Origin of the sequence: Micromonospora sp. C97 (genome assembly GCF_018070385.1) — a bacterium.
GTDB lineage: Bacteria > Actinomycetota > Actinomycetes > Mycobacteriales > Micromonosporaceae > Micromonospora > Micromonospora parva.
Genome location: NZ_JAGPXU010000047.1, coordinates 1 through 18,621, shown reverse-complemented (window position 1 = coordinate 18,621; position 18,621 = coordinate 1). Strand labels below are relative to the sequence as shown.

The 18,621-nt window shown below is 72.0% G+C and carries 14 protein-coding genes; 6 read left to right on the top strand and 8 right to left on the bottom strand.

Going from position 1 to position 18,621, the window contains the following annotated elements:
* The first annotated feature begins 186 nt into the window (after window positions 1-186).
* The 3 genes from KBX26_RS31525 (at window position 187) to KBX26_RS32865 (ending at window position 4,593) form a co-directional block, all read left to right on the top strand.
* Window positions 187-1,383, top strand: coding sequence for an acetyl-CoA C-acyltransferase (locus KBX26_RS31525; protein ID WP_030338108.1), 1,197 nt, complete (start codon window positions 187-189; stop codon window positions 1,381-1,383).
* On the top strand, window positions 1,380-3,449 hold the full coding sequence (locus KBX26_RS31520; protein ID WP_030338109.1) for a 3-hydroxyacyl-CoA dehydrogenase NAD-binding domain-containing protein: 2,070 nt from the start codon (window positions 1,380-1,382) through the stop codon (window positions 3,447-3,449). The genes KBX26_RS31525 and KBX26_RS31520 overlap by 4 nt, the downstream gene beginning before the upstream one ends.
* 1,015 nt (window positions 3,450-4,464) lie before the next feature.
* Entirely contained in the window at window positions 4,465-4,593 is a 129-nt protein-coding gene (locus KBX26_RS32865) for a hypothetical protein (protein ID WP_280940617.1), read from the top strand.
* 65 nt (window positions 4,594-4,658) lie between these two features.
* Here the strand turns inward: KBX26_RS32865 and KBX26_RS31510 are convergent, their stop codons facing one another.
* From KBX26_RS31510 to KBX26_RS31495, 4 genes are all read right to left on the bottom strand, one after another.
* On the bottom strand, window positions 4,659-5,096 hold the full coding sequence (locus KBX26_RS31510; protein ID WP_051708917.1) for a VOC family protein: 438 nt from the start codon (window positions 5,094-5,096) through the stop codon (window positions 4,659-4,661).
* Entirely contained in the window at window positions 5,093-5,500 is a 408-nt protein-coding gene (locus KBX26_RS31505; protein ID WP_210867077.1) for a VOC family protein, read from the bottom strand. The genes KBX26_RS31510 and KBX26_RS31505 overlap by 4 nt, the downstream gene beginning before the upstream one ends.
* Window positions 5,501-5,662: 162 nt before the next feature.
* Window positions 5,663-6,826 (bottom strand): cell wall metabolism sensor histidine kinase WalK, encoded by a 1,164-nt coding sequence (locus tag KBX26_RS31500; RefSeq protein WP_051708918.1) that lies wholly within the window; start codon window positions 6,824-6,826, stop codon window positions 5,663-5,665.
* 55 nt (window positions 6,827-6,881) lie between these two features.
* On the bottom strand, window positions 6,882-7,550 hold the full coding sequence (locus tag KBX26_RS31495; RefSeq protein ID WP_030338119.1) for a response regulator transcription factor: 669 nt from the start codon (window positions 7,548-7,550) through the stop codon (window positions 6,882-6,884).
* 142 nt (window positions 7,551-7,692) lie between these two features.
* On the opposite strand from KBX26_RS31495, the gene KBX26_RS31490 reads away from it, so the two are divergent.
* Window positions 7,693-8,844, top strand: coding sequence for a peptidase C39 family protein (locus KBX26_RS31490; RefSeq protein WP_210867076.1), 1,152 nt, complete (start codon window positions 7,693-7,695; stop codon window positions 8,842-8,844).
* Here KBX26_RS31490 and KBX26_RS31485 read toward each other — a convergent pair whose 3' ends face one another.
* A complete protein-coding gene (locus KBX26_RS31485; RefSeq protein WP_156058035.1) occupies window positions 8,845-10,122 on the bottom strand; it encodes a PQQ-binding-like beta-propeller repeat protein in 1,278 nt (425 codons plus the stop codon). It abuts the gene before it with no gap.
* Window positions 10,119-11,417 (bottom strand): PQQ-binding-like beta-propeller repeat protein, encoded by a 1,299-nt coding sequence (locus KBX26_RS31480; RefSeq protein WP_210867075.1) that lies wholly within the window; start codon window positions 11,415-11,417, stop codon window positions 10,119-10,121. The genes KBX26_RS31485 and KBX26_RS31480 overlap by 4 nt, the downstream gene beginning before the upstream one ends.
* 103 nt (window positions 11,418-11,520) lie before the next feature.
* Here KBX26_RS31480 and KBX26_RS31475 point away from each other — a divergent pair, with 103 nt between their 5' ends.
* On the top strand, window positions 11,521-13,413 hold the full coding sequence (locus tag KBX26_RS31475) for a hypothetical protein (protein WP_209444628.1): 1,893 nt from the start codon (window positions 11,521-11,523) through the stop codon (window positions 13,411-13,413).
* Here the strand turns inward: KBX26_RS31475 and KBX26_RS31470 are convergent.
* Together KBX26_RS31470 and KBX26_RS31465 are read right to left on the bottom strand one after the other, a co-directional pair.
* Window positions 13,410-15,200, bottom strand: coding sequence for a hypothetical protein (locus KBX26_RS31470; RefSeq protein ID WP_247681304.1), 1,791 nt, complete (start codon window positions 15,198-15,200; stop codon window positions 13,410-13,412). The two genes, KBX26_RS31475 and KBX26_RS31470, sit on opposite strands and share 4 nt — an antisense overlap.
* Window positions 15,200-17,128 (bottom strand): hypothetical protein, encoded by a 1,929-nt coding sequence (locus KBX26_RS31465; protein WP_374224347.1) that lies wholly within the window; start codon window positions 17,126-17,128, stop codon window positions 15,200-15,202. The genes KBX26_RS31470 and KBX26_RS31465 overlap by 1 nt, the downstream gene beginning before the upstream one ends.
* A gap of 269 nt (window positions 17,129-17,397) precedes the next feature.
* Between KBX26_RS31465 and KBX26_RS31460 the strand changes: the two genes are divergently transcribed.
* On the top strand, window positions 17,398-18,591 hold the full coding sequence (locus KBX26_RS31460; RefSeq protein WP_210867074.1) for a hypothetical protein: 1,194 nt from the start codon (window positions 17,398-17,400) through the stop codon (window positions 18,589-18,591).
* The last annotated feature ends 30 nt before the right edge of the window (window positions 18,592-18,621 follow it).

Here is an 18,621-nt window from a genome sequence, read left to right as displayed (position 1 = left end):
GGGTGGGGTGGGGTGGGGTGGGGGTTCAGGGGTTAGGGATGTGGGGTGGGCCACAGGTGGGGGTGGCGACGGGTTGGTTACTGGCGAGTAGCATTCGAGGGAAACGTGCCCGTGTCGGCGACCCTTGTTCGGTCCGGCGCGCCCTCCCGGCGCGACGGCCGGATCATGGTCGATTAGGAGGCTCAAGTGCCCCGTGAAGTTCGCGACGTCGTCTTCGTCGACGGCGTCCGTACCCCGTTCGGCAAGGCGGGTGGCATGTACGCCAACACCCGCGCCGACGACCTGGTGATCCGCTGCATCCGGGAACTGCTGCGTCGCAACCCGCAGCTGCCCCCGGAGCGGGTCGAGGAGGTCGCCATCGCGGCCACCACCCAGATCGGCGACCAGGGCCTCACCATCGGCCGCACCGCCGCCCTGCTGGCCGGGCTGCCCAAGACCGTCCCCGGCTTCGCCATCGACCGGATGTGCGCCGGCGCGATGACCGCCGTCACGACCGTGGCCAGCGGCATCGCCATGGGCGCGTACGACGTCGCCATCGCCGGTGGCGTGGAGCACATGGGCCGCCACCCGATGGGTGAGGGCGTCGACCCCAACCCGCGCATCGTCGCGGAGAAGCTCGTCGACCCGTCCGCGCTCGTCATGGGTGCCACCGCGGAGAACCTGCACGACCTGGTCCCGCACATCACCAAGGCACGCACCGACGCGTTCGCGCTCGCCTCGCAGCAGAAGACCGCCAAGGCGTACGCCAACGGCAAGCTCCAGGACGACCTGGTGCCGATGTCGATCCGCGACGCCGAGGGCGGCTGGGGTCTGGCCACCGTTGACGAGGCGCCCCGGGACACCTCGCTGGAGAAGCTGGGCACCCTGAAGACCCCGTTCCGCCCGCACGGCAAGGTCACCGCGGGCAACGCGGCCGGCCTCAACGACGGCGCCACCGCGAGTCTGCTGGCCGACGAGGCCACCGCCCGCGAGCTGGGGCTGCCGGTCGCCATGCGGCTGGTGTCGTTCGGGTTCGTCGGCGTCGAGCCCGAGGTGATGGGTGTCGGCCCGATCCCGTCGACGGAGAAGGCGCTGCGCCTGGCCGGGCTCAGCATCGACGACATCGGCCTGTTCGAGCTGAACGAGGCGTTCGCCGTGCAGGTGCTCGCCTTCCTCGACCACTTCGGCATCGCCGACGACGACGCGCGGGTCAACCAGTGGGGCGGCGCGATCGCCATCGGCCACCCCCTCGCCTCCTCCGGCGTGCGGCTGATGACGCAGCTGGCCCGCCAGTTCGCCGAGCACCCCGAGGTCCGCTACGGCCTCACCGCGATGTGCATCGGCATCGGCATGGGCGGCACTGTCATCTGGGAGAACCCGCACTGGACGGAGGGCAACAAGTGAGCACGCTCGCCGCACCGAACGAGGTCGTCACCCGGGCGCTGCTGCGCCAGGTGAACGTACCGGGGCTGGACCGGCCGGCCGCCCTGATCACGCTCGACAACGGCTTCGACCACACCAAGCCGAACACGTTCGGGCCGGGTGGGCTGGCCAGCCTGGACGAGGCGATCACCGCCGCGCTCGCCGCCGATCCGGCGTTCATCGCGGTCACCGGCAAGCCGTACATCTTCTGCGTGGGCGCGGACATCGTCGGCCTGCCGCAGCTCGCCGACCGCGCGCAGGCGCTGGAGATCGGCCGGCTCGGCCACCGGGTCTTCGCCCGGCTCAAGGACAGCACCGTTCCCACGTTCGCGTTCGTCAACGGCGCGGCGATGGGCGGCGGCCTGGAGCTGGCGTTGCACTGCCACTACCGGACGCTCTCCGGTGGTGCGGCGGCCCTCGCGCTGCCCGAGGTCTCCCTCGGTCTGGTGCCCGGCTGGGGCGGCACCCAGCTGCTGCCGAACCTGATCGGCATCCCGGCGGCCACCCAGGTGATCATCCAGAACCCGCTGATGCAGAACAAGATGCTCAAGCCGAAGCAGGCCGCCGAGCTGGGCATCGCGGACATCCTGTTGGAGCCGGCGGACTTCCTGGAGCGGTCCCTGGAGTGGGCGGCCGGGGTGGTCCGGGGTCAGGTCACCGTGACCCGGCCCGATGTCGACAAGGACATGTGGGCGGGCGTGCTCTACTTCGCCCGGGAGACGCTGAACCAGCGGCTGCACGGTGCGGTCCCGGCCGCGTACAAGGCGCTGGACCTGCTGGAGACGGCGAAGGACGCCGACTTCGCGACCGGCACCGCCGCCGAGGACGAGGCCCTCGCGGACCTGGTCTTCTCCGAGGAGCTGCGCAGCGGCCTGTACGCCTTCGACCTGGTGCAGCGGCGGGCCAAGCGGCCGGCCGGCGCACCGGACAAGGGTCTGGCCCGCACGATCACCAAGGTCGGCATCGTCGGCGCCGGCCTGATGGCCAGCCAGCTGGCGCTGCTGTTCGCCCGTCGCCTTCAGGTGCCGGTGGTGATGACCGACCTCGACCAGTCCCGGGTGGACAAGGGCGTCGGCTACGTGCACACCCAGATCGAGAAGGCCGTCACCAAGGGCCGGATGGACAAGAACACCGCCGCCAAGCTGTACGGCCTGGTCAGCGGCACAGTCGACAAGAGCGCCTTCGCGGACGCCGACTTCGTCATCGAGGCGGTCTTCGAGGATCTGGGCGTCAAGAAGCAGGTCTGGGCCGAGCTGGAGAAGATCGTCTCTCCGGAGGCGGTGCTCGCCACCAACACCAGCTCGCTGTCGATCACCGAGATGGCCGCCGAGCTGGAGCACCCGGAACGGGTGGTCGGCTTCCACTTCTTCAACCCGGTGGCGGTGCTGCCGCTGCTGGAGATCGTCCGGGGCGAGCGCACCGACGACGCCACCCTCGCCACCGCGTTCGCGGTCGGCAAGCAGCTGAAGAAGTCCAGCGTGCTGGTCAAGGACGCCCCGGCGTTCGTGGTCAACCGGCTGCTCACCCGCTTCCTGGGCACCGTCTTCGCCGCCGTGGACGCCGGCACCCCGCTGGACGTGGCGAACAGCGCACTGGACCCGCTGGGCCTGCCGATGCGCCCGCTCGCCCTGCTCCAGCTGGTCGGGCCGGCCGTCGCGTACCACGTGGGCGGCACCCTGCACGCCGCGTACCCGGACCGGTTCGGGGTCAGCGAGAACCTCAAGCGGATCGCCGACTCGGGTCAGCCGATCGTCGTCGACGACCAGGTCAACGAGGACGTCGCCAAGCTGCTCGTGGTCGGTGACCAGCCGCTGACCGCAGAGCAGGTACGGCAGAACGCGCTCGACGCGCTCGCGCAGGAGATCCGGCTGATGCTGGACGAGGGTGTGGTCGCCGAGGCGCAGGACATCGACCTGTGCATGATCCTGGGCGCCGGTTGGCCGTTCCACCTGGGCGGCGTCACGCCGTACCTGGACCGGACCGGCACCTCCGAGCGGGTCACCGGGCAGCGGTTCCTGCCGCGCGGCGCGGCGAGCCTGCCGGCCTGACCGATCGCAGAAACACCGTCGCGCGGGTCGCGTGCGACCTGCTGAGGTTTAGATCTCCCGCTGCACGTGGTAGGCATATCCAACATCGGTGCACCGGTAGTTGGTGTCGTTGTTGACCCCTGACATTGCGGCCTGAGTGGAACAGGTGACCAGCCCGACAGGCGTGTGAGGGTAGCTCGACACAAAGACCCAGGCCGCCTGAGCAGGCGAGGCGACGGCCACCAGTGCGGCAGTCAAGGCCACGGAAGTGATTGCGGTCCGGACAACAGTCCTCTTCATACCAGTCCCCGATTCCTCAAGAGCAATCAACGCCAACCAAAAGTATTCGAAGGACGTCAATTGCCTGCAACGTGTTAACGGTGATGAATTTTTATCACGGTCCCTCGGGGCGGTCAAGCGTGCGATAGGCGATGGTGGTTACCTGACACATCGGAGCACGTCACAGCGCCATCAAGGGACGGGGCAGCGGGATGACCCACGGCTGCGGTAGCATTCGACCTGACAGGGCTCGCCGCAACAATACTGTCCGCTCGGTTCGTGATGCATTTTCCCTGACCGCGAGGGTTGCAAGTGTTTGGATCTTACGCTAGCGCTAACGTTATTCTTCGCCGGCATAGCAGTTTAGTGTCGCGCACGAGGTGGTGGGATCCCTCATAGTGCATGCCCGACGGCCTACACAGCAATCCCGGCCCCCTGGTCGAGCTGTGGTCGATTCTGCCAACGCCGGTCTTCCATTGCAGGCAACTCTGAACTCGTTACCCCAGGGGCATAACCCGGCCTGATCAATCGGGTGTCGACCATTCGCTTCTCCCCTAAGCGGGCAAGCGCTCAGGCCGTAACTACCGGCGCCGCCGCTCCGCAAAGTTGGCTAGTGTCGTGAGTCGTTAATTCAGCGGAAGATAGCAGGCTGTCGGTAGCCACATACCGCGGCCGAATTAACGACTCAGGACACTAGAGAGCCGAGCCTGGCCCGCTCGGCGGTGAGGCGCGCTGCGGCGACGGGAACACCGAGAGCGTGCCGTTGGGCATCTGCGTCTGGGCCGACCGGGGCAGCCTGGGCATGGTGGTGATGTACGTCAAGTCCGCCGACCAGGCCAAGGCCGAGTTCACCGCGATCCGGGGCCAGGTCGAGCAACAGTCCTGAGCCGTACGAGACAGTGGGCCCCGGCCACCCCTGTGGTGACCGGGGCCCACGCCGTACGTCGACTGTCAGGCCGGTTCGGCGACCTCCGACGCGGCCAGCGCTGCCGCCGCGGCCCGCGCCGCTGCCGCCGCCGCCCGCTCGGCCGCGTTGCCGAGCACACAGAACTCGTTGCCCTCCGGGTCGGCGAGCACCACCCAGCCACCGCCGGTCGGGCTGACCCGGTCGGCGACGAGCGTCGCGCCGATGCCGAGCAGTCGCTCGACCTCCTCGGCGCGGGTCCGGTCGGCGGGTTGCAGGTCAAGGTGCAGCCGGTTCTTCACCGTCTTGCCCTCGGGCACGGCGATGAACAGCACCTCCGGGCCGCCCGGCGGCAGGAGCATCGCCTCCGGGTCACCGGGGAAGTCGTCGGGCTGCCGGGGGCAGTCGAAGACCTGCGCCCAGAAGCCGGCCAGCGCGTACGTGTCGGAACAGTCGATGCTGATGTTGTGGATCGTCGAGCTCACTGGTGGTCCTCCACAGTGGTGGTGGCGACACGTTCGCCGGCGCTGCGGAGCACGCAGAACTCGTTCCCCTCCGGGTCGGCGAGCACCGCCCAGCCCGTTCCGTCGGCAAGCCGTCGGTCGGCGACCATCGTGGCCCCGAGGCCGAGCACCCGCTCGACTTCCTCGTCCCGGGTCCGGTCGACCGGTTCCAGGCAGATGTGGACCCGGTTCTTGGTCACCTTGTCCTCCGGCACCTCCTGGAAGAACAGGTGGGGGGTGGTGCCGCCCGGCGGCACCACTGCCGCCTCCGGATCACCGGGGGCGTCCTCGTCGTGCCGGGCGTAACCGAGCACCGCCGACCAGAAGCCGGCCAGGGCGTACGTGTCGTGACAATCGAAACTGATGTTGCGGATCCGTGGATACACGGGTGGTCCTCCATGTTCGGATGAGGACGCTCCGCCGCCCGGGGTCAGCCTGCGAAGACCAGGGGTGCGGAGCCTTGACTGGTGGACATCGACGCACCCCCCTTCACTCTCTGAGCTGACGCGGTGATCTTGCCAGCGGGTGAGCGTCGCGCGCAACCCCGTTCAGCCGGCGGCGGGCACCGCCGGGGTGTCCGCCGACGGCAACGTCACCGTCACCTCCAGACCACCGCCGGGCTGCGCGACCACCCGTACGGTGCCGCCGTGCGCGTCGCAGACCGCCCGGACGATGGACAGCCCCAGACCGGACCCGCGAGCGCCGGTGCGTTCCCGGCCACCGCGCCGGAACGGCTCGAACAGCCCCGGAACGTCGGCCTGGTCCACCTCGAAGCCGGTGTTGCCCACCACCAGCCAGGACCGTTCGCCGTCGGTGCCGGTGCGCACCCACAGCCGGCCGTGCAGGTGGTTGTAGCGGACCGCGTTCTCGATGAGGTTGCCGGCCAACCGGTCCAGCAGGCCGGGGTCGCCGACGACCGGCGCCGGCTTCAGCGACGTCTGCACCCGCAGGCCGATCCGTTCCACCTCGCGGCGCATCGCCGACAGGGCGTTGGCGGTGCCGGCGGCGAGGTCGCACTCCGTCCGCCGACCCAGCCGCCGACCGGCCTGTGCCTCGCTGCGCGCCAGCACCAGCAGCGCGTCCACCAGGCTGTTGGCCCGCTCGGAGGCGTCCCGGACCACAGTCGCCATCCGCCGGTACTCGGCGGCGTCCGCCTCGTCGTCACTGAGCGTCACGTCGATCTCGGTGCGCATCACGGCGAGCGGGGTACGCAGCTCGTGCGAGGCGTTCGCCACGAAACGTTTCTGCGCCTCGAACGCGGACGCGATCCGGTCCAGCATGTCGTCGAACGTCTTCGCCAGCTCGGCCACCTCGTCGTCGGCGCCCGAGTAGCCGATCCGCTGGTCCAGGGTCGCCTCACCGAGCCGCTGCGCGGTCGCGGTGACCTGGTGCAGGGGGCGCAGCGCCCGACCCGCCACCGCGTACGCCCCGGCCACCCCGACCACGCTGATCGCCAACAGCGCCACCAGGCCCTTGGCCAGCAGCTCCCCCGAGGCGGCGTCGACCAACTGCCGCTGCCACTCGCCGGCGTCCAACTCCCGGCCGTCGGAGAGCAGCACTGTCGTGCCGGGCACCAACTCGTCGGTGGGGCGCAGCGCGTCGCGGACCAGCAGCCACGCCAACAGCACCAGGATCGCTCCGGCGCCGATCAGCAGCACCCCGTTGAGCACTGTCAACCGCAACCGCAGGGTGGGCCGCAACCGGCGACTCACCGTGCCACCTCGGTTCGCGACTGCGGGGCTCGCACACCCGGCTCACTCCTCGCGCTCACAGATTCACCTCGGCGGTGCGGTAGCCAGCGCCGACCACCGTCTCGATCAGCGGCGGGTCGCCGAGCTTCTTGCGCAGGGTCATCACGGTGACCCGGACGATGGTGGTGAACGGGTCGGTGTTGGCGTCCCAGACCCGTTCCAGCAACTCCTCACTGGAGACCACCGCGCCGCGCGCCTTGAGCAGCTCACTGAGCACCCCGAACTCCTTGTTGGTGAGGTCCACCGGCACTCCGGCGCGGGTGGCCACCCGGCGGGCCGGGTCGAGCACCAGGTCGGCCAGTTCGAGCACCGGCGGCGCCGCCGGGGTCGCCCGCCGGCCCAGCGCCTGCACCCGGGCGACCAACTCGTCGAAGGCGAACGGCTTGGGCAGGTAGTCGTCCGCGCCGAGCTGCAACCCCTCCACCCGGTCGGCCACCGTGCCGCTCGCGGTGAGCATCAACACCCGGGTCAGCGCACCGGAGGCCGCCAGGTCCGCGCAGATCTGATCGCCGTGCACGCCGGGCAGGTCGCGGTCGAGCACCACCACGTCGTACCGGGTGACGAAAGCGGCCTCGTGGCCGGCGTCGCCGTCGTACGCCACGTCGACGGCCATCCCCCGCTTACGCAACCCGCGCGCGATCGCGTCGGCGAGGTTGCGCTCGTCCTCGACCACCAGTACCCGCATCCCGGCCTCCTCGCTGCTGACCACCGACAACCTAGTGCCGCCCGGCAACCATCGTCCCCCGCCGCGGGCACCGGTCGGCGTTGCGGGCCTCCGCCGCGTACGCGATGCTGGCCGGCGGCACCGAGCGACGGACGGACCTGGCATGACCACTGCGGCACCGACCATCCGGCGGGACATCGCCTACCGGGGTTTCCACCTGCCGGCCGACACGGCCACCGGCAGCGGCGACGGCCTGCGCGCCGGTGATCGGGGCCTCACCCTCGACGGCGGTGACCAGCGGGGCACCTGGACGTCGCCGCCGGTGCCGGTCGGCTTCGCCGTCGCCGAGGTGGTGCCGTCCTGGACGGCGGACACCCCGGACGGCTGTTGGATCGAGGTCGACCTGCGCGGTTGGCACGACGACGCGCCCAGCACCGACTGGTACCGGCTGGCCCGCTGGGCCGCCGGCGACCACACGGTACGGCGCACGTCGGTGCCCGGCCAGCGTGACAGCGTCGCCCGGGTCGACACCGACACCCTGATCGTCACCGGGGCGACGGTCACCGGTTGGCAGGCGCGGGTGACCTTGTGCCGGCCCGCCGGCAGCCCGACCGGCCCGGTGCTGCGCAGCGTCGGCGCGGTCGCCACCGGGCCGACCTCGACCGACCAGCGGCACGAGCGGGAACCCGCCTCGACCGCCGCGCGTGGGATCGTGCTGGACGTGCCCCGCTACTCGCAGCGGCTGCACGCCGGCCAGTACCCGCAGTGGGGTGGCGGCGGCGACTCCTGGTGCAGCCCCACCTGCACCTCGATGGTGCTCGCCTACTGGGGCGCGGAGCCGACACCGGACCACTACGCCTGGGTGCAGCCGTCCGGTCCCCGACCGGTGGTGGTGCACGCCGCCCGACACTGCTACGACCACGCGTACGCCGGGGCCGGGAACTGGCCGTTCAACACCGCGTACGCCGGTCTGCACGGGGTGGACGCGTTCGTCACCCGGCTGCGGTCGCTGGTCGAGGCGGAGGCGTTCATCGCCGCCGGCATCCCCCTGATCGTCTCCGCCGCGTTCCGGGCCGGCGAGGTGCCGGGGCTCGGGTACGACACCGGAGGGCACCTGATGGTGCTGGTCGGCTTCACCGCCGACGGTGACCCGGTGCTCAACGACCCGTACGCCCCGGACGACGACGCGGTCCGCCGTACCGTGCCTCGGCAGGGGTTCGAGGCGGTCTGGCAACGCGGCAGCGGCGGGGTGGCGTACGTGGTGCGACCCGCGTCGGTGCCCCTGCCCCCGTCGCCGGCCCAGGCCAACTGGTGATCAGTCGGTCAGTTTCCAGAGCTGGTACGAGCCGGGCGCGGCGACACTGCACACCAGGTAACCGGTGACCGCCTGACAGTCCCCGGTGGCACGGGGCAGCACGTCCACGACCCGCGTCTTCGCGGCGCCGACGTCCAACTCGCCGACGAGCACCCCACCGTCGGGATGCCGGCGGATGCCGACCAGCCGGCCGACACCGAGTTGGTACAGCTCCCACCGGCCCAGGTCGGCCAGCTGCCGGCCGGTCAGCGCGTCGAGCACGATGTACTGCTCCAGCGGCCCGATGCCGCTGATGTTGGCCATCAGCCGGCCGTCGGTCGGCCAGGCCCACCCCCACCGGCTGCTGCGCCAGCGCACCTCGCCGGTCGCCGGGTCGAGCGCCTGCAGCTCGTTGTTGCCGGTGCGCAGGCACAGGACGGGGCCACAGTCCAGCGTGAAGTCGACGTTGACCCGGGTGCGGGTCCAGCGTCGGTCGAGCCGGTCCAGTCCGTACGCGGTGACCGCGCCCGAGCCCCTGTCGACGGCCAGCAGCAGGTCGTCTATCAGGTCCAGTCCGATCGGACCACGGTCGGGCGGGCGCAGGTCGGCACGGGCCAGCACCGCCCCGGTGATCGCGTCGCGTACCTCGACCGGCCCGTCCAACTGGTTGAGCACCACCCGGTCCACTCCGCGCTCGTCGCCCCGCACTGTCACGTCGGCGGTGACGCCCGACAGCTGCCAGCGCACCGTGCCGCAGCACGGATCGATCGCGCGCACACTGGACGGTTCGGTCTCGCCGCCGCTGCGCAGCAGCAGGTTGCCGTCGGTCAGCTTGGTGACGGTGCCCGGCTGCTGCCAGCGGTACGCCCCGGTCGCCCGGTCCAGGGCGATGGTGCGGGTCTCCCGACCCTCCGGGCCGATCTCGTACCCGGTGGTCAGCAGCATCCCGTTCAGCGACGTCATACCCCAGTACCGGGCCTCCGCCGACAGCGGCACCTGCCAGACCGGCTCGCCGTCGGGCAGCCGGTACGCGGCCAGCCGCCCCTGCCGCCTCGGGCTCGTCGGCTCCATCACCAGCAGTAGGTCTCCATCGATCATGACGTCGGATCCGGGCCTGGCCGGCAGCGTCACCGGGGCCGGGCGCGACGGCGTCACCGCGCCGGCGGCGAGCGTGACCAGGGCGAGCAGCACGACCAGCGCGCAGCGCAACGTGCGACCGTGGGCGCGGGGCGGGCGGGGCAGCGGGTCCGGGTCCGGGCCGTGCCGCAGCTCGCCGAGGTCGATCACCGAGTCGCTCACCGCGTCAACCTCCACAGGGCGGTCGTGCCGTCCAGGCGCTGGCAGAGCAGCACCGGCAGGGACGCCTGGCAGCTGCCGGCGATGCCGGGCAGCACGTCGACGATCCGCGCTCGGCCGGCCACCAGGTCGAGTTCGGCGACGACCATCCGACCGTCGTCGCCCCGCCGTACGCCGACCAGCGGGTCGTCGGCGTCGAGCACGGGCATCAGGCTCCACCCGCCCAGCTCGGTCCGTACCTGCCCGGTCGCCGCGTCCCGCACCGCGTACCCCCGGCCGGGCACTGCCATCAGCAGCCGGCCGGACCGGACGTCGGCCAGCACGTCCTGGCCCGGTTCCGACCAGCGCACCGCGCCGGTGGCCGGATCGAGCACCTGGAGGCCGCCGGTCTGCGGGACCGCGCAGAGCAGACCGCCGCAGTCGAGCACGTGCGACACCAGCGTCACCTCGGCCGTCCACAATGGTGCCAGGTCGGCCAGCGCGAAGCTCACCAGCCGGGTGCTGCCGGGCGGGACGAGCAGCAGCAGCTCGTTGACGACCTGCACCCGCTGGTACGCCGAACGGTCACCGGGCAGCGTGTCGATGCTGCGCAGCAGGTGGCCGCTGCCGGCGTCGTGCACCTGCACCTCGCCGGTCGGTTGCAGGAGCACGAAGCGGTCGACCTGGCCCGCCGGGTCGTGGTGGTAGGTGGGGTTGGCGGCCGGCGGAATCGGCACCGACCAGAGCACCCGGCCGGTGTCGGGCGCGACCCCGCTCACCGCGCCCGACCCGTCCTCCCGACCGTCGGTCAGCAGCAGCCCACCGTCCGCTGTCGGTTGCAGCGACCCCGGATGCTGCCAGCGTTGCCGGCCGGTCACGGCGTCGAAGGCGGTGGTCTGGAACACCCGGTTCGGGGCGCTGACCGCCGTGGCCAACACCAACCCCCGCTCGATGCGGACGTCGAGGTAGTCACCGGTGCGGGCCAGCGGCGCCTGCCACCGCCGTCGCACGGCGGCGCCGGCCGGTGCCGGCTGGGCGTACGCGCTCAGGTACCGGTCACCGTCGGGTATCGGCGGATCGACCACGAAGACGCTCTCCGCGGCCAGGTACGCCGTGGCCGTCCGGGACGCCGGCACCACACTCACCGTGCGCTGCGCCCACGGGGCGGCGGCGGCCAGCACCACCAGGCTGAGCAGCAGCACCGTCGCGCCCTGCAGCGGGCGAGCGGCGGCACGCGGGCCGCGGATCGACGGCGCCGACGGGGGCTCGTCCCGAATCTCACCCAGCTCGATGATCGACAACGACCGTCCTTCCGTCACCAGGTAAGGCTGGCCGACGGGTCACCGTCCGGCAAACCGACCGTCAGCGCACCGGCCCGGCAAAAGCGACGGAACCCCGCCTGTACGATGGCGCGTCGTGGCTGTGCCGGTGGTAGACCCTTCGCTGAATCCCCTGACCGACGCCGACCCGGCCGAGGTGGAGCCGACACGGCGGCCTCGGCGCCGTCCGGCCCGAACCGACCTGTTGGCCCTCGGAGCCTATGTGCTGCTGGGCGTCTTCGTCTGCCTCAACTACTGGGGTGACGTCAACGGCCGGGTCTCCTCGCACCTGCCCACCGATCACAGCTGGTTCGAGTGGTTGTTCGCGCACGGCGCGTACTCGGTGCGCCACCTGGAGAACCCGCTCTTCACGGCCCGGCAGAACGCCCCGGACGGGGTGAACATGATGGCCAACACCTCGCTGCTCGGGGTGACACTGCCGCTGGCCCCGCTGACCATGCTGCTCGGTCCCCAGGTGATGTACGCGCTCTATCTGGGTGCGGCGCTGGCGGCCACCGCCGGCACCGGGTACTGGATGCTCTCCCGCCACCTGGTGCGCTCCCGGGCGGCGGCGTTCGTCGGCGGCGCGTTCCTCGGCTTCGCGCCGGGAATCATCCACCACGCCAACGGCCAACCGAACTTCGTGTCCAATTTCCTGCTCCCGCTGATCGTGGTGCGGGTGCTCACCCTGGCCGAGCCGGGCCGGTGGCGGCGCAACGGGCTGGTGCTCGGGGCGCTGGTGGCGTACCAGATCTTCATCAACGAGGAGATGTTGCTGCTCACCGCGCTGGCCTGCCTGGTCATCGTGCTCGCGTACGCCGTGCAGCGGCCGCGGGCCACCCGGGCCGCCGCCGGCACGTTCCTGGCCGGGCTCGGCGTGGCCGGTGGGCTGGCCCTGGTGCTCACCGCATATCCGATCTGGTTCCAGTTCAACGGCCCGCAGTCCTACCGGGGCCTGCAGGGCGGCGTGTTCCACAACTGGGGCGAGGACCTGGTCGCCTTCGTCACCTTCGCTCGGGACACCTGGGCCGGTAACCCGGAGGTGGAGAAGACCATCGGCCTGACCGAGCAGAACACCTGGTTCGGTTGGCCGCTGGTGCTGCTCTCGCTGGTGGCTCTGGTGCTGCTGGTGCGCCGGTCGCTGGCCGCGCGGATCGTCGCGGTGCTCATCGTGGTGTTCAGCGTGGCCGCGATCGGGCCGTGGGTGCGTTTCAACGGTGTGGAGACCGACATTCGCGGCCCGTGGTCGTACGTGTCGGACGACCTGCCGCTGGTCGAGATGATGATGCCGACCCGGTTGACGCTGGTGGTCGCCGCCGCGGTGGGCGTCCTGCTCGCGTTGACCTGGGACGCCGCGTACCGGCAGGGACGCCCGGTGGCCGACCGGCCGAGGGTGCCGGCCCAGCGCGCGGGCGACGCGGCCCCGGCGGCGTCCGCCGACGAGCCGGCCGCGCCGGTCGCCGCGCGCCGTCGGTGGCTGCGCCCGGTGGGGTACGCGGCGGTCGCCCTCGCCGTGCTGCCGCTCTTCCCCCGGCCGCTGCCCGCCCAGCAGATCGACCCGCCGCCGCACTTCATCAGCGCGGGCGGCTGGCGGCCGTACGTGCCGGCGGGCCGGACCCTGGTGCCGGTGCCGATCCCCAGCAACGTGCACGGCCTGCCGACGCTGCGCTGGAGCGCGCTGACCGGGCAGGAGTTCCCTGTCCCGGGCGGCTACTTCATCGGCCCGAACGAGCTGGGCGAGGGGGTCTTCGGCGCGCCGAACCGACCGACCAGCTCGCTCATCTACTCCACCATGGACAAGGGCGCGGTTCCGGCGCTGACCGACGAGAACCGCCGCCAGGCCATCGAGGACCTGCGGTTCTGGCGGGCGTCGGTGGTGGTGCTCGGGGCACACCCGCGCGAGACAGTGCTCCGCGAGCTGGTCACCGGTCTGATCGGGCCGCCGCAGCGGGTCGACGACGTCTGGGTCTGGGACGTCCGCCCGCTGGTGGGTTAAACGCGCTCCCGCACGTCCCACACCCACCCGCCGTCGACCGGCCGACCCGGGCCGAGCAGGTCGTCGACAGTCCGGCGGACCGGGTCGCCGTGCTCCAGCTGACCGAGGACGACCACTGCCGCCCGCCAGTGCCGCAGGTCCTCGATGGCCTGTCGACGGTCGGCGTCGCTGAGCGGTGGCACCGCGCCGGTCTCGGCCACCCGGCGCAGCAGCACCGAGGTGGGCCGGTCCGGCGCGCCCCAGCGGGCCGTCGGGTCGTCCGGGCCACTGGGGCCGATGAAGTAGCCACCAGGCGCGGGGAACGCCAGACCGGTACGGGCCGACCAGAGCATCACCGGACTGCGCCCGGCACCGGTGACCGGTGGCACCGCGACCACCGTCCGGCCGGGCGGCACCAGCGCACGCCAGTCGCCGTCGGCGACGAACGCCGGCACCGGCGCGACCGGCACCACCCGGATCGGCGTCGGCGCCAGGGGCAGCAGCGCGGCGGCCACCGCCCCGGCCCACAGCAGCCGTACCGGCAACCCCGGCGCGGTCGCCGGGTGCGCGGCGCGGACCCGGTCCACCGAGAGCGCCACCAGCACACCCAGCACCGGTACGCAGACCAGCGCGAACCGGGCCGGCACCGCGAGGTCGAGCAAAGGCAGCTCCGCGACCAGTCGGTACGGCCCCGGAAGGCCGGTGGCGTTGCCGTTCAACCGCACCGTCGTCCCGAGCGAGAGCAGGGCGAAGACCACGGCGCAGCCGGCCAACGCCCGGACCAGTGCCCGTCGCCACAACCAGATCACGATCACCACGGCGAGCACCAGCAGACCCGGGCCGAAGAACGAGTTCTCCTCGGTCGGGTTCGGCGAGAGCAGCCCCGGCAGCCAGTCGTCGCCCAGCACGGTCTGCCGGGCCGACGCGGTGAACGAGGCGACGTCCAGCTGGAAGCCCTGCGTGGCGAACGCCATCCCGGTGTAGTGCTGCGGACCGTGGAACTGGAACCACAACGGGTACGCCAGCGGAACCGCCGCCACGCCGGCCGCCACCGCGAGCCGACCGAAGAGGGCCGGCGCGTGCCGCCGCGCGGCAACCCGGTCGGCGAGCGCGTACGCCAGCGCGAAGACCCCGGCCGCGAGCACCAGGAAGACCAGCACCTCCTCGCCGATGAAGACCTGCCAGACGAGCAGCAACCCGAGGCCGACGCCGGGCCGCCACACGTCGTCCCGTGCGACGCCCGAGGCGGGCCGGAACACCAGGGCGAGGATCGCCGGCACCAGGAACTGCGCGGCGATGTGCAGGTGGGCGCCCGCCTGAGCGACCATGCCCGGGGCAAAGCCGCAGATCAGCCCACCCACCGCAGCCGCGGCCCGGGTGCCGACCAGCCGACGGCGCAGCAGCACGTACCAGGCGACGGCCGTCCCCGCGAGGCAGCAGACGACCGCCACGCAGAACGCCACCTGCGAGCCGAGGAGCAGTGTGACCGGGGTGAGCGGGACGCCCAGGCCGAGCACCGAGGTGTTCGCCATCAGGTTCACCCCGTCGGGCGCGTTCAACCCCGTACTGAAGAGCGGGTTCTCCCCCGCGACCACCGCATGGGCCGCGTGGGCCAACATCCACTCGAAGAGGATCTGGTCACCCGCCTGGTGGAACAACCGCCACGGGTGACCCCACTGCCCGCTCGTCACCACCACCGCGAGGCCCAGATAGCCGGCCACCACCAGCGCGTCCCGAAGCCAGGCCGGACGGGACGTGCCGACCGTCGCCGGCGACAGGGGGTTCGGGGACGTCGTCCCGGCGGTCATCAGACCGAACGGTCGCTGAGCGCCCGGACGTCCCAGACCCAGACATCCAGCTCCTGGCGGCCCGGGCCGACCAGCTCCTCGACCGTCCGCCGCAGCGGCTCGGCGTTCTGCTGCCGCACCGGCAGCACCAGGATCGCCGCCCGCCAGTGCCGCAACTCGTCGGTGAAGCGCCGACGCTGCCGGTCGTCGAGCTTGGGCGTACGCCCGGTGGTCGCCACCTCCTCCAGCATCTGGCCCACCCCGCTGGGGCGACCGCCGAACCGGCCCGGGTCACCGGTGTTGCCGTTGCGGGGCGCGAGGAAGTAACCGCCGGGGATCTTGAAGTCGAGGTTGGTGGCCGCCGCCCAGCGCATGCCGTGCGTGTTGCCCATGCTGGGCACCGGGATCGGCACCAGCGTCTGATCCGGCCCGACGTACGCCCGCCAACGATCGGCGGTGATGAAGTCCGGCACCGGGGGCCGGGAGACCATCCGCAGCGGCATCGGTGCGATCGGCAGCAGCGCGAAGGCCAGGCCCGCGGCGGTGAGCACGCGGACGGTACGGCGGTCGGCCGGGCGCAGCGCCCAGGCCCGCTCGACGGCGAGAGCGAGCAGCAGACCGATCACCACGCTGGTGATCAGACCGAACCGGGTCGGCACCACCGCGTCGAGCAGCGGCAGACGGACCAACCACTCCCACGGCCCGGTGATCAGCTCCCGGTCCCACCAGGAGACCCGCTCGCCGAGGGAGAGCACGGCGAAGAACAGGCCGGTCACCGCGAGCGCCCTGACGATCAGCTCCCGGCGCAGCCAGACCACGATGCCGATGGCGAGCATCGACAGGCTCCAGCCGAAGAAGGCGTTCTCCTCGGAGTAGTTCGGCGCCAGGTTGGCGTTGGCTCGCTGGTTGCCGCCGAGGGTAGGAGAACCGGGGGCGAAGAAGGCGGCGATGTCGTTGCCGTAGTCCTGCACCGCGTCGCTGAGCCCGTGGTAGGCCATCGGCCCGGCGAACTGCACGTAGAGCGGGTACGCCAGCAGCGCCCCGGCCAGCAGCGCGCAGGTCAGCACGCCGGCGCCCAGCGGCCGCCACGCCGCCCGCCACCGGGCCGGCTCCTGGGCGAGCACCGCCAGCAGGAAGACACCGCAGGCCAGAGCCGTGAAGAGCAGGATCTCCTCGTTGATGAACGCCTGGACGGTGACCAGCACGGCGAGCAACGCCCCGTCCCGAACCGGCCTACCGGAGCGGGTGAGCACCAGCACCCGCCACACGATGAACGGCAGCAGGAACTGACTGATGATGTTCGGGTGCCAGCTGGCGTGCGAGAGCATCGCCGGCGAGAACCCGCAGAACCAGCCGCCGACCGCCGCCGCCAGCGGGGTGCGCACCAGGTGGCGGGAGAGCATGAGGTACCAGGCCATGGCGGTGCCGGCGAGGCCGAGCGTGACCAGCACCACGAAGGAGACCGCCGGTCCGAAGAGCAACGTCACCGGGACCATCGGGATGCCCAGCGCCAGCACCGCCGTGTTGGCCATCAGGTTGACGCCGTCGGGGTAGTTGAACTGCTCGGTGTAGAACGGGTACTCGCCGTGCAGCACCACGCGTACCGAGTGGGCGAGGAAGAACTGCACCTGAGCCGGGTCACCGGTGTAGAGCGAGGCCACCCGGCCGGACGGGTCCAGCCAGATCCGGCTGGTCACCCAGAGCGCGGCCAGCAGAAACAGCCCGCCCACCGCCAGGTGCTGCCGCCGCCGGGTCCACCGCACCCGGGTCGACACCGCACCCCCGGCCGGCGCTTCGGGCTCGGCCGGAACTTCGGGCGCTGCCGGTGTTCCAGGCTCTGCCGGCGCCTCGGACTGTGCCGGCGCTTCGAGCGCTGCCGGCGCGTCGGGCTTTGCCGGTGTTTCGGGCGCTGCCGGGGTCTGCGCCGGGTCCGTGGTGGGGGCGGTCAGCGCGGGCGGGCCGGTCAAGCGGCCGACAGGTGTGCGGTAACTCACCAGGTCGGCGGAGTCGGCTGCCGCCTCCGTGTGCGGCGCGGGCAGGGCGCGGGACTCGGCAGGCGTCACAGTCGGCGGAGTCTACCGGAGCAACCAAAACGCCCTAAAGCCCCGGTGGTGTCCATTGTGGCGGATCGGGTGACGGCCACCTGAGGAACCGCACCGGACATCTCGTACTATGGCGCTTTCCGACAGCGACGGCGAGGCGATCGGGGGCGGGCCAGGTGACTCCAGGCCGTCGGTACGGCAGGACGCTTCCCGTCCTGCTGAGCGCGCTGCTGGCAAGCACGGCCTGTGGTCCGGTGGCCGAGCGGAAGCCGCAGGACCTGCGGGTCGGGTACGACAGCCTGGACGGCGCGCTGACGGTGTGGCCGCCCCGCGGCGACCTCTCCGGCGACGCCGCGGCGACCGCGGCGGTCACCGCCGCCGTGCGGGACTGGCGGTCGCCGGCCGACGACCGCGCGCACCTGCCCTCGTCCGGCATCCTCTTCTCGGGTCGCGTCGACGGCGCCCCGGTGGCGCTGGTGGCCGCCGACGTGCCCGGCGAAAGCGCCTCCTGGCTGCTGCAACTGACTCGCGAAGGTGACCGGTACGAGGTCACCCGGGCCGCCGAGTACACCGATCCCGGTTACCTCGTCTACTCCGACGTGCTGCCCGTGCAGGCGACCGGCGGCCGGCGCTACCTGGTGTCGGCGCGGGTGCAGACCCTCCTCGGGCCGCAGGACCGGGCGCTGACCATCGCGGACGGCCTCAGCGCACCGGTCGACGTGCCGTCCTGCACTGCCGTCGGCGTGACCGCGACCCTGCGCACCACGGAGTCGCTGCCCCGTGGGCGGGCCGCCGACCGGCTGCTCGACCTGGGCACCGGCACCGCCGATCCCCGTTACCCGCTGGTCCGCGACGAGTCCGGCACCGGCCGGCGTGCGCTCACCGGTCTGGACACCTGCGCGCTGGCCGGCGACCGGGGCCCGTTCGGCAGCATCCCGCGCCGGATCGGCGACCGGGACGCCCCACGCTCGGTGCCGACCTCCTGGCCGATGGCGAAGCTCACCGTGCGCTCGCTCGGCGAAATCGCGCTCGGCGGCGGCGAGGCGGCCGAGTTGCAGCAGCTCAGCTGGGACACTGACGCCGGCGCGATGACGGCGGTGATCTACCGACCGGCCGACGGGAGCGCAGCGGTCGTCTCACCCGCCGACCGGGCCACCCCGTTGCAGGCCTACCAACTGCCGGTGCCCGGCCAGCCGCTGGTGGTGTTGAGCTGGCGGCCCACCCGGGACAGCTCGCTGTCCGTCCCGCCGGGCACTCCCCTGCTGGTCGAGCGCCCCGGCCTGGCGGTCATCCCGACCCCGTCGCGCTCCCAGACCTACAGCCTCGCCAACAACGACAAAACCCACTACCGCTCAATCTCCCCCCGCTAACCCCACCCACCCCACCCCACCTCCCTTACC

Bases quoted from the DNA above. Each gene is read 5' to 3' on its own strand.
- KBX26_RS31495 (WP_030338119.1), bottom strand. From the start codon at position 7,550: ATGCGGGTACTGGTGGTCGAGGACGAGCGCAACCTCGCCGACGCGATC.
- KBX26_RS31490 (WP_210867076.1), top strand. From the start codon at position 7,693: ATGACCACTGCGGCACCGACCATCCGGCGGGACATCGCCTACCGGGGT.
- KBX26_RS31470 (WP_247681304.1), bottom strand. From the start codon at position 15,200: ATGACCGCCGGGACGACGTCCCCGAACCCCCTGTCGCCGGCGACGGTC.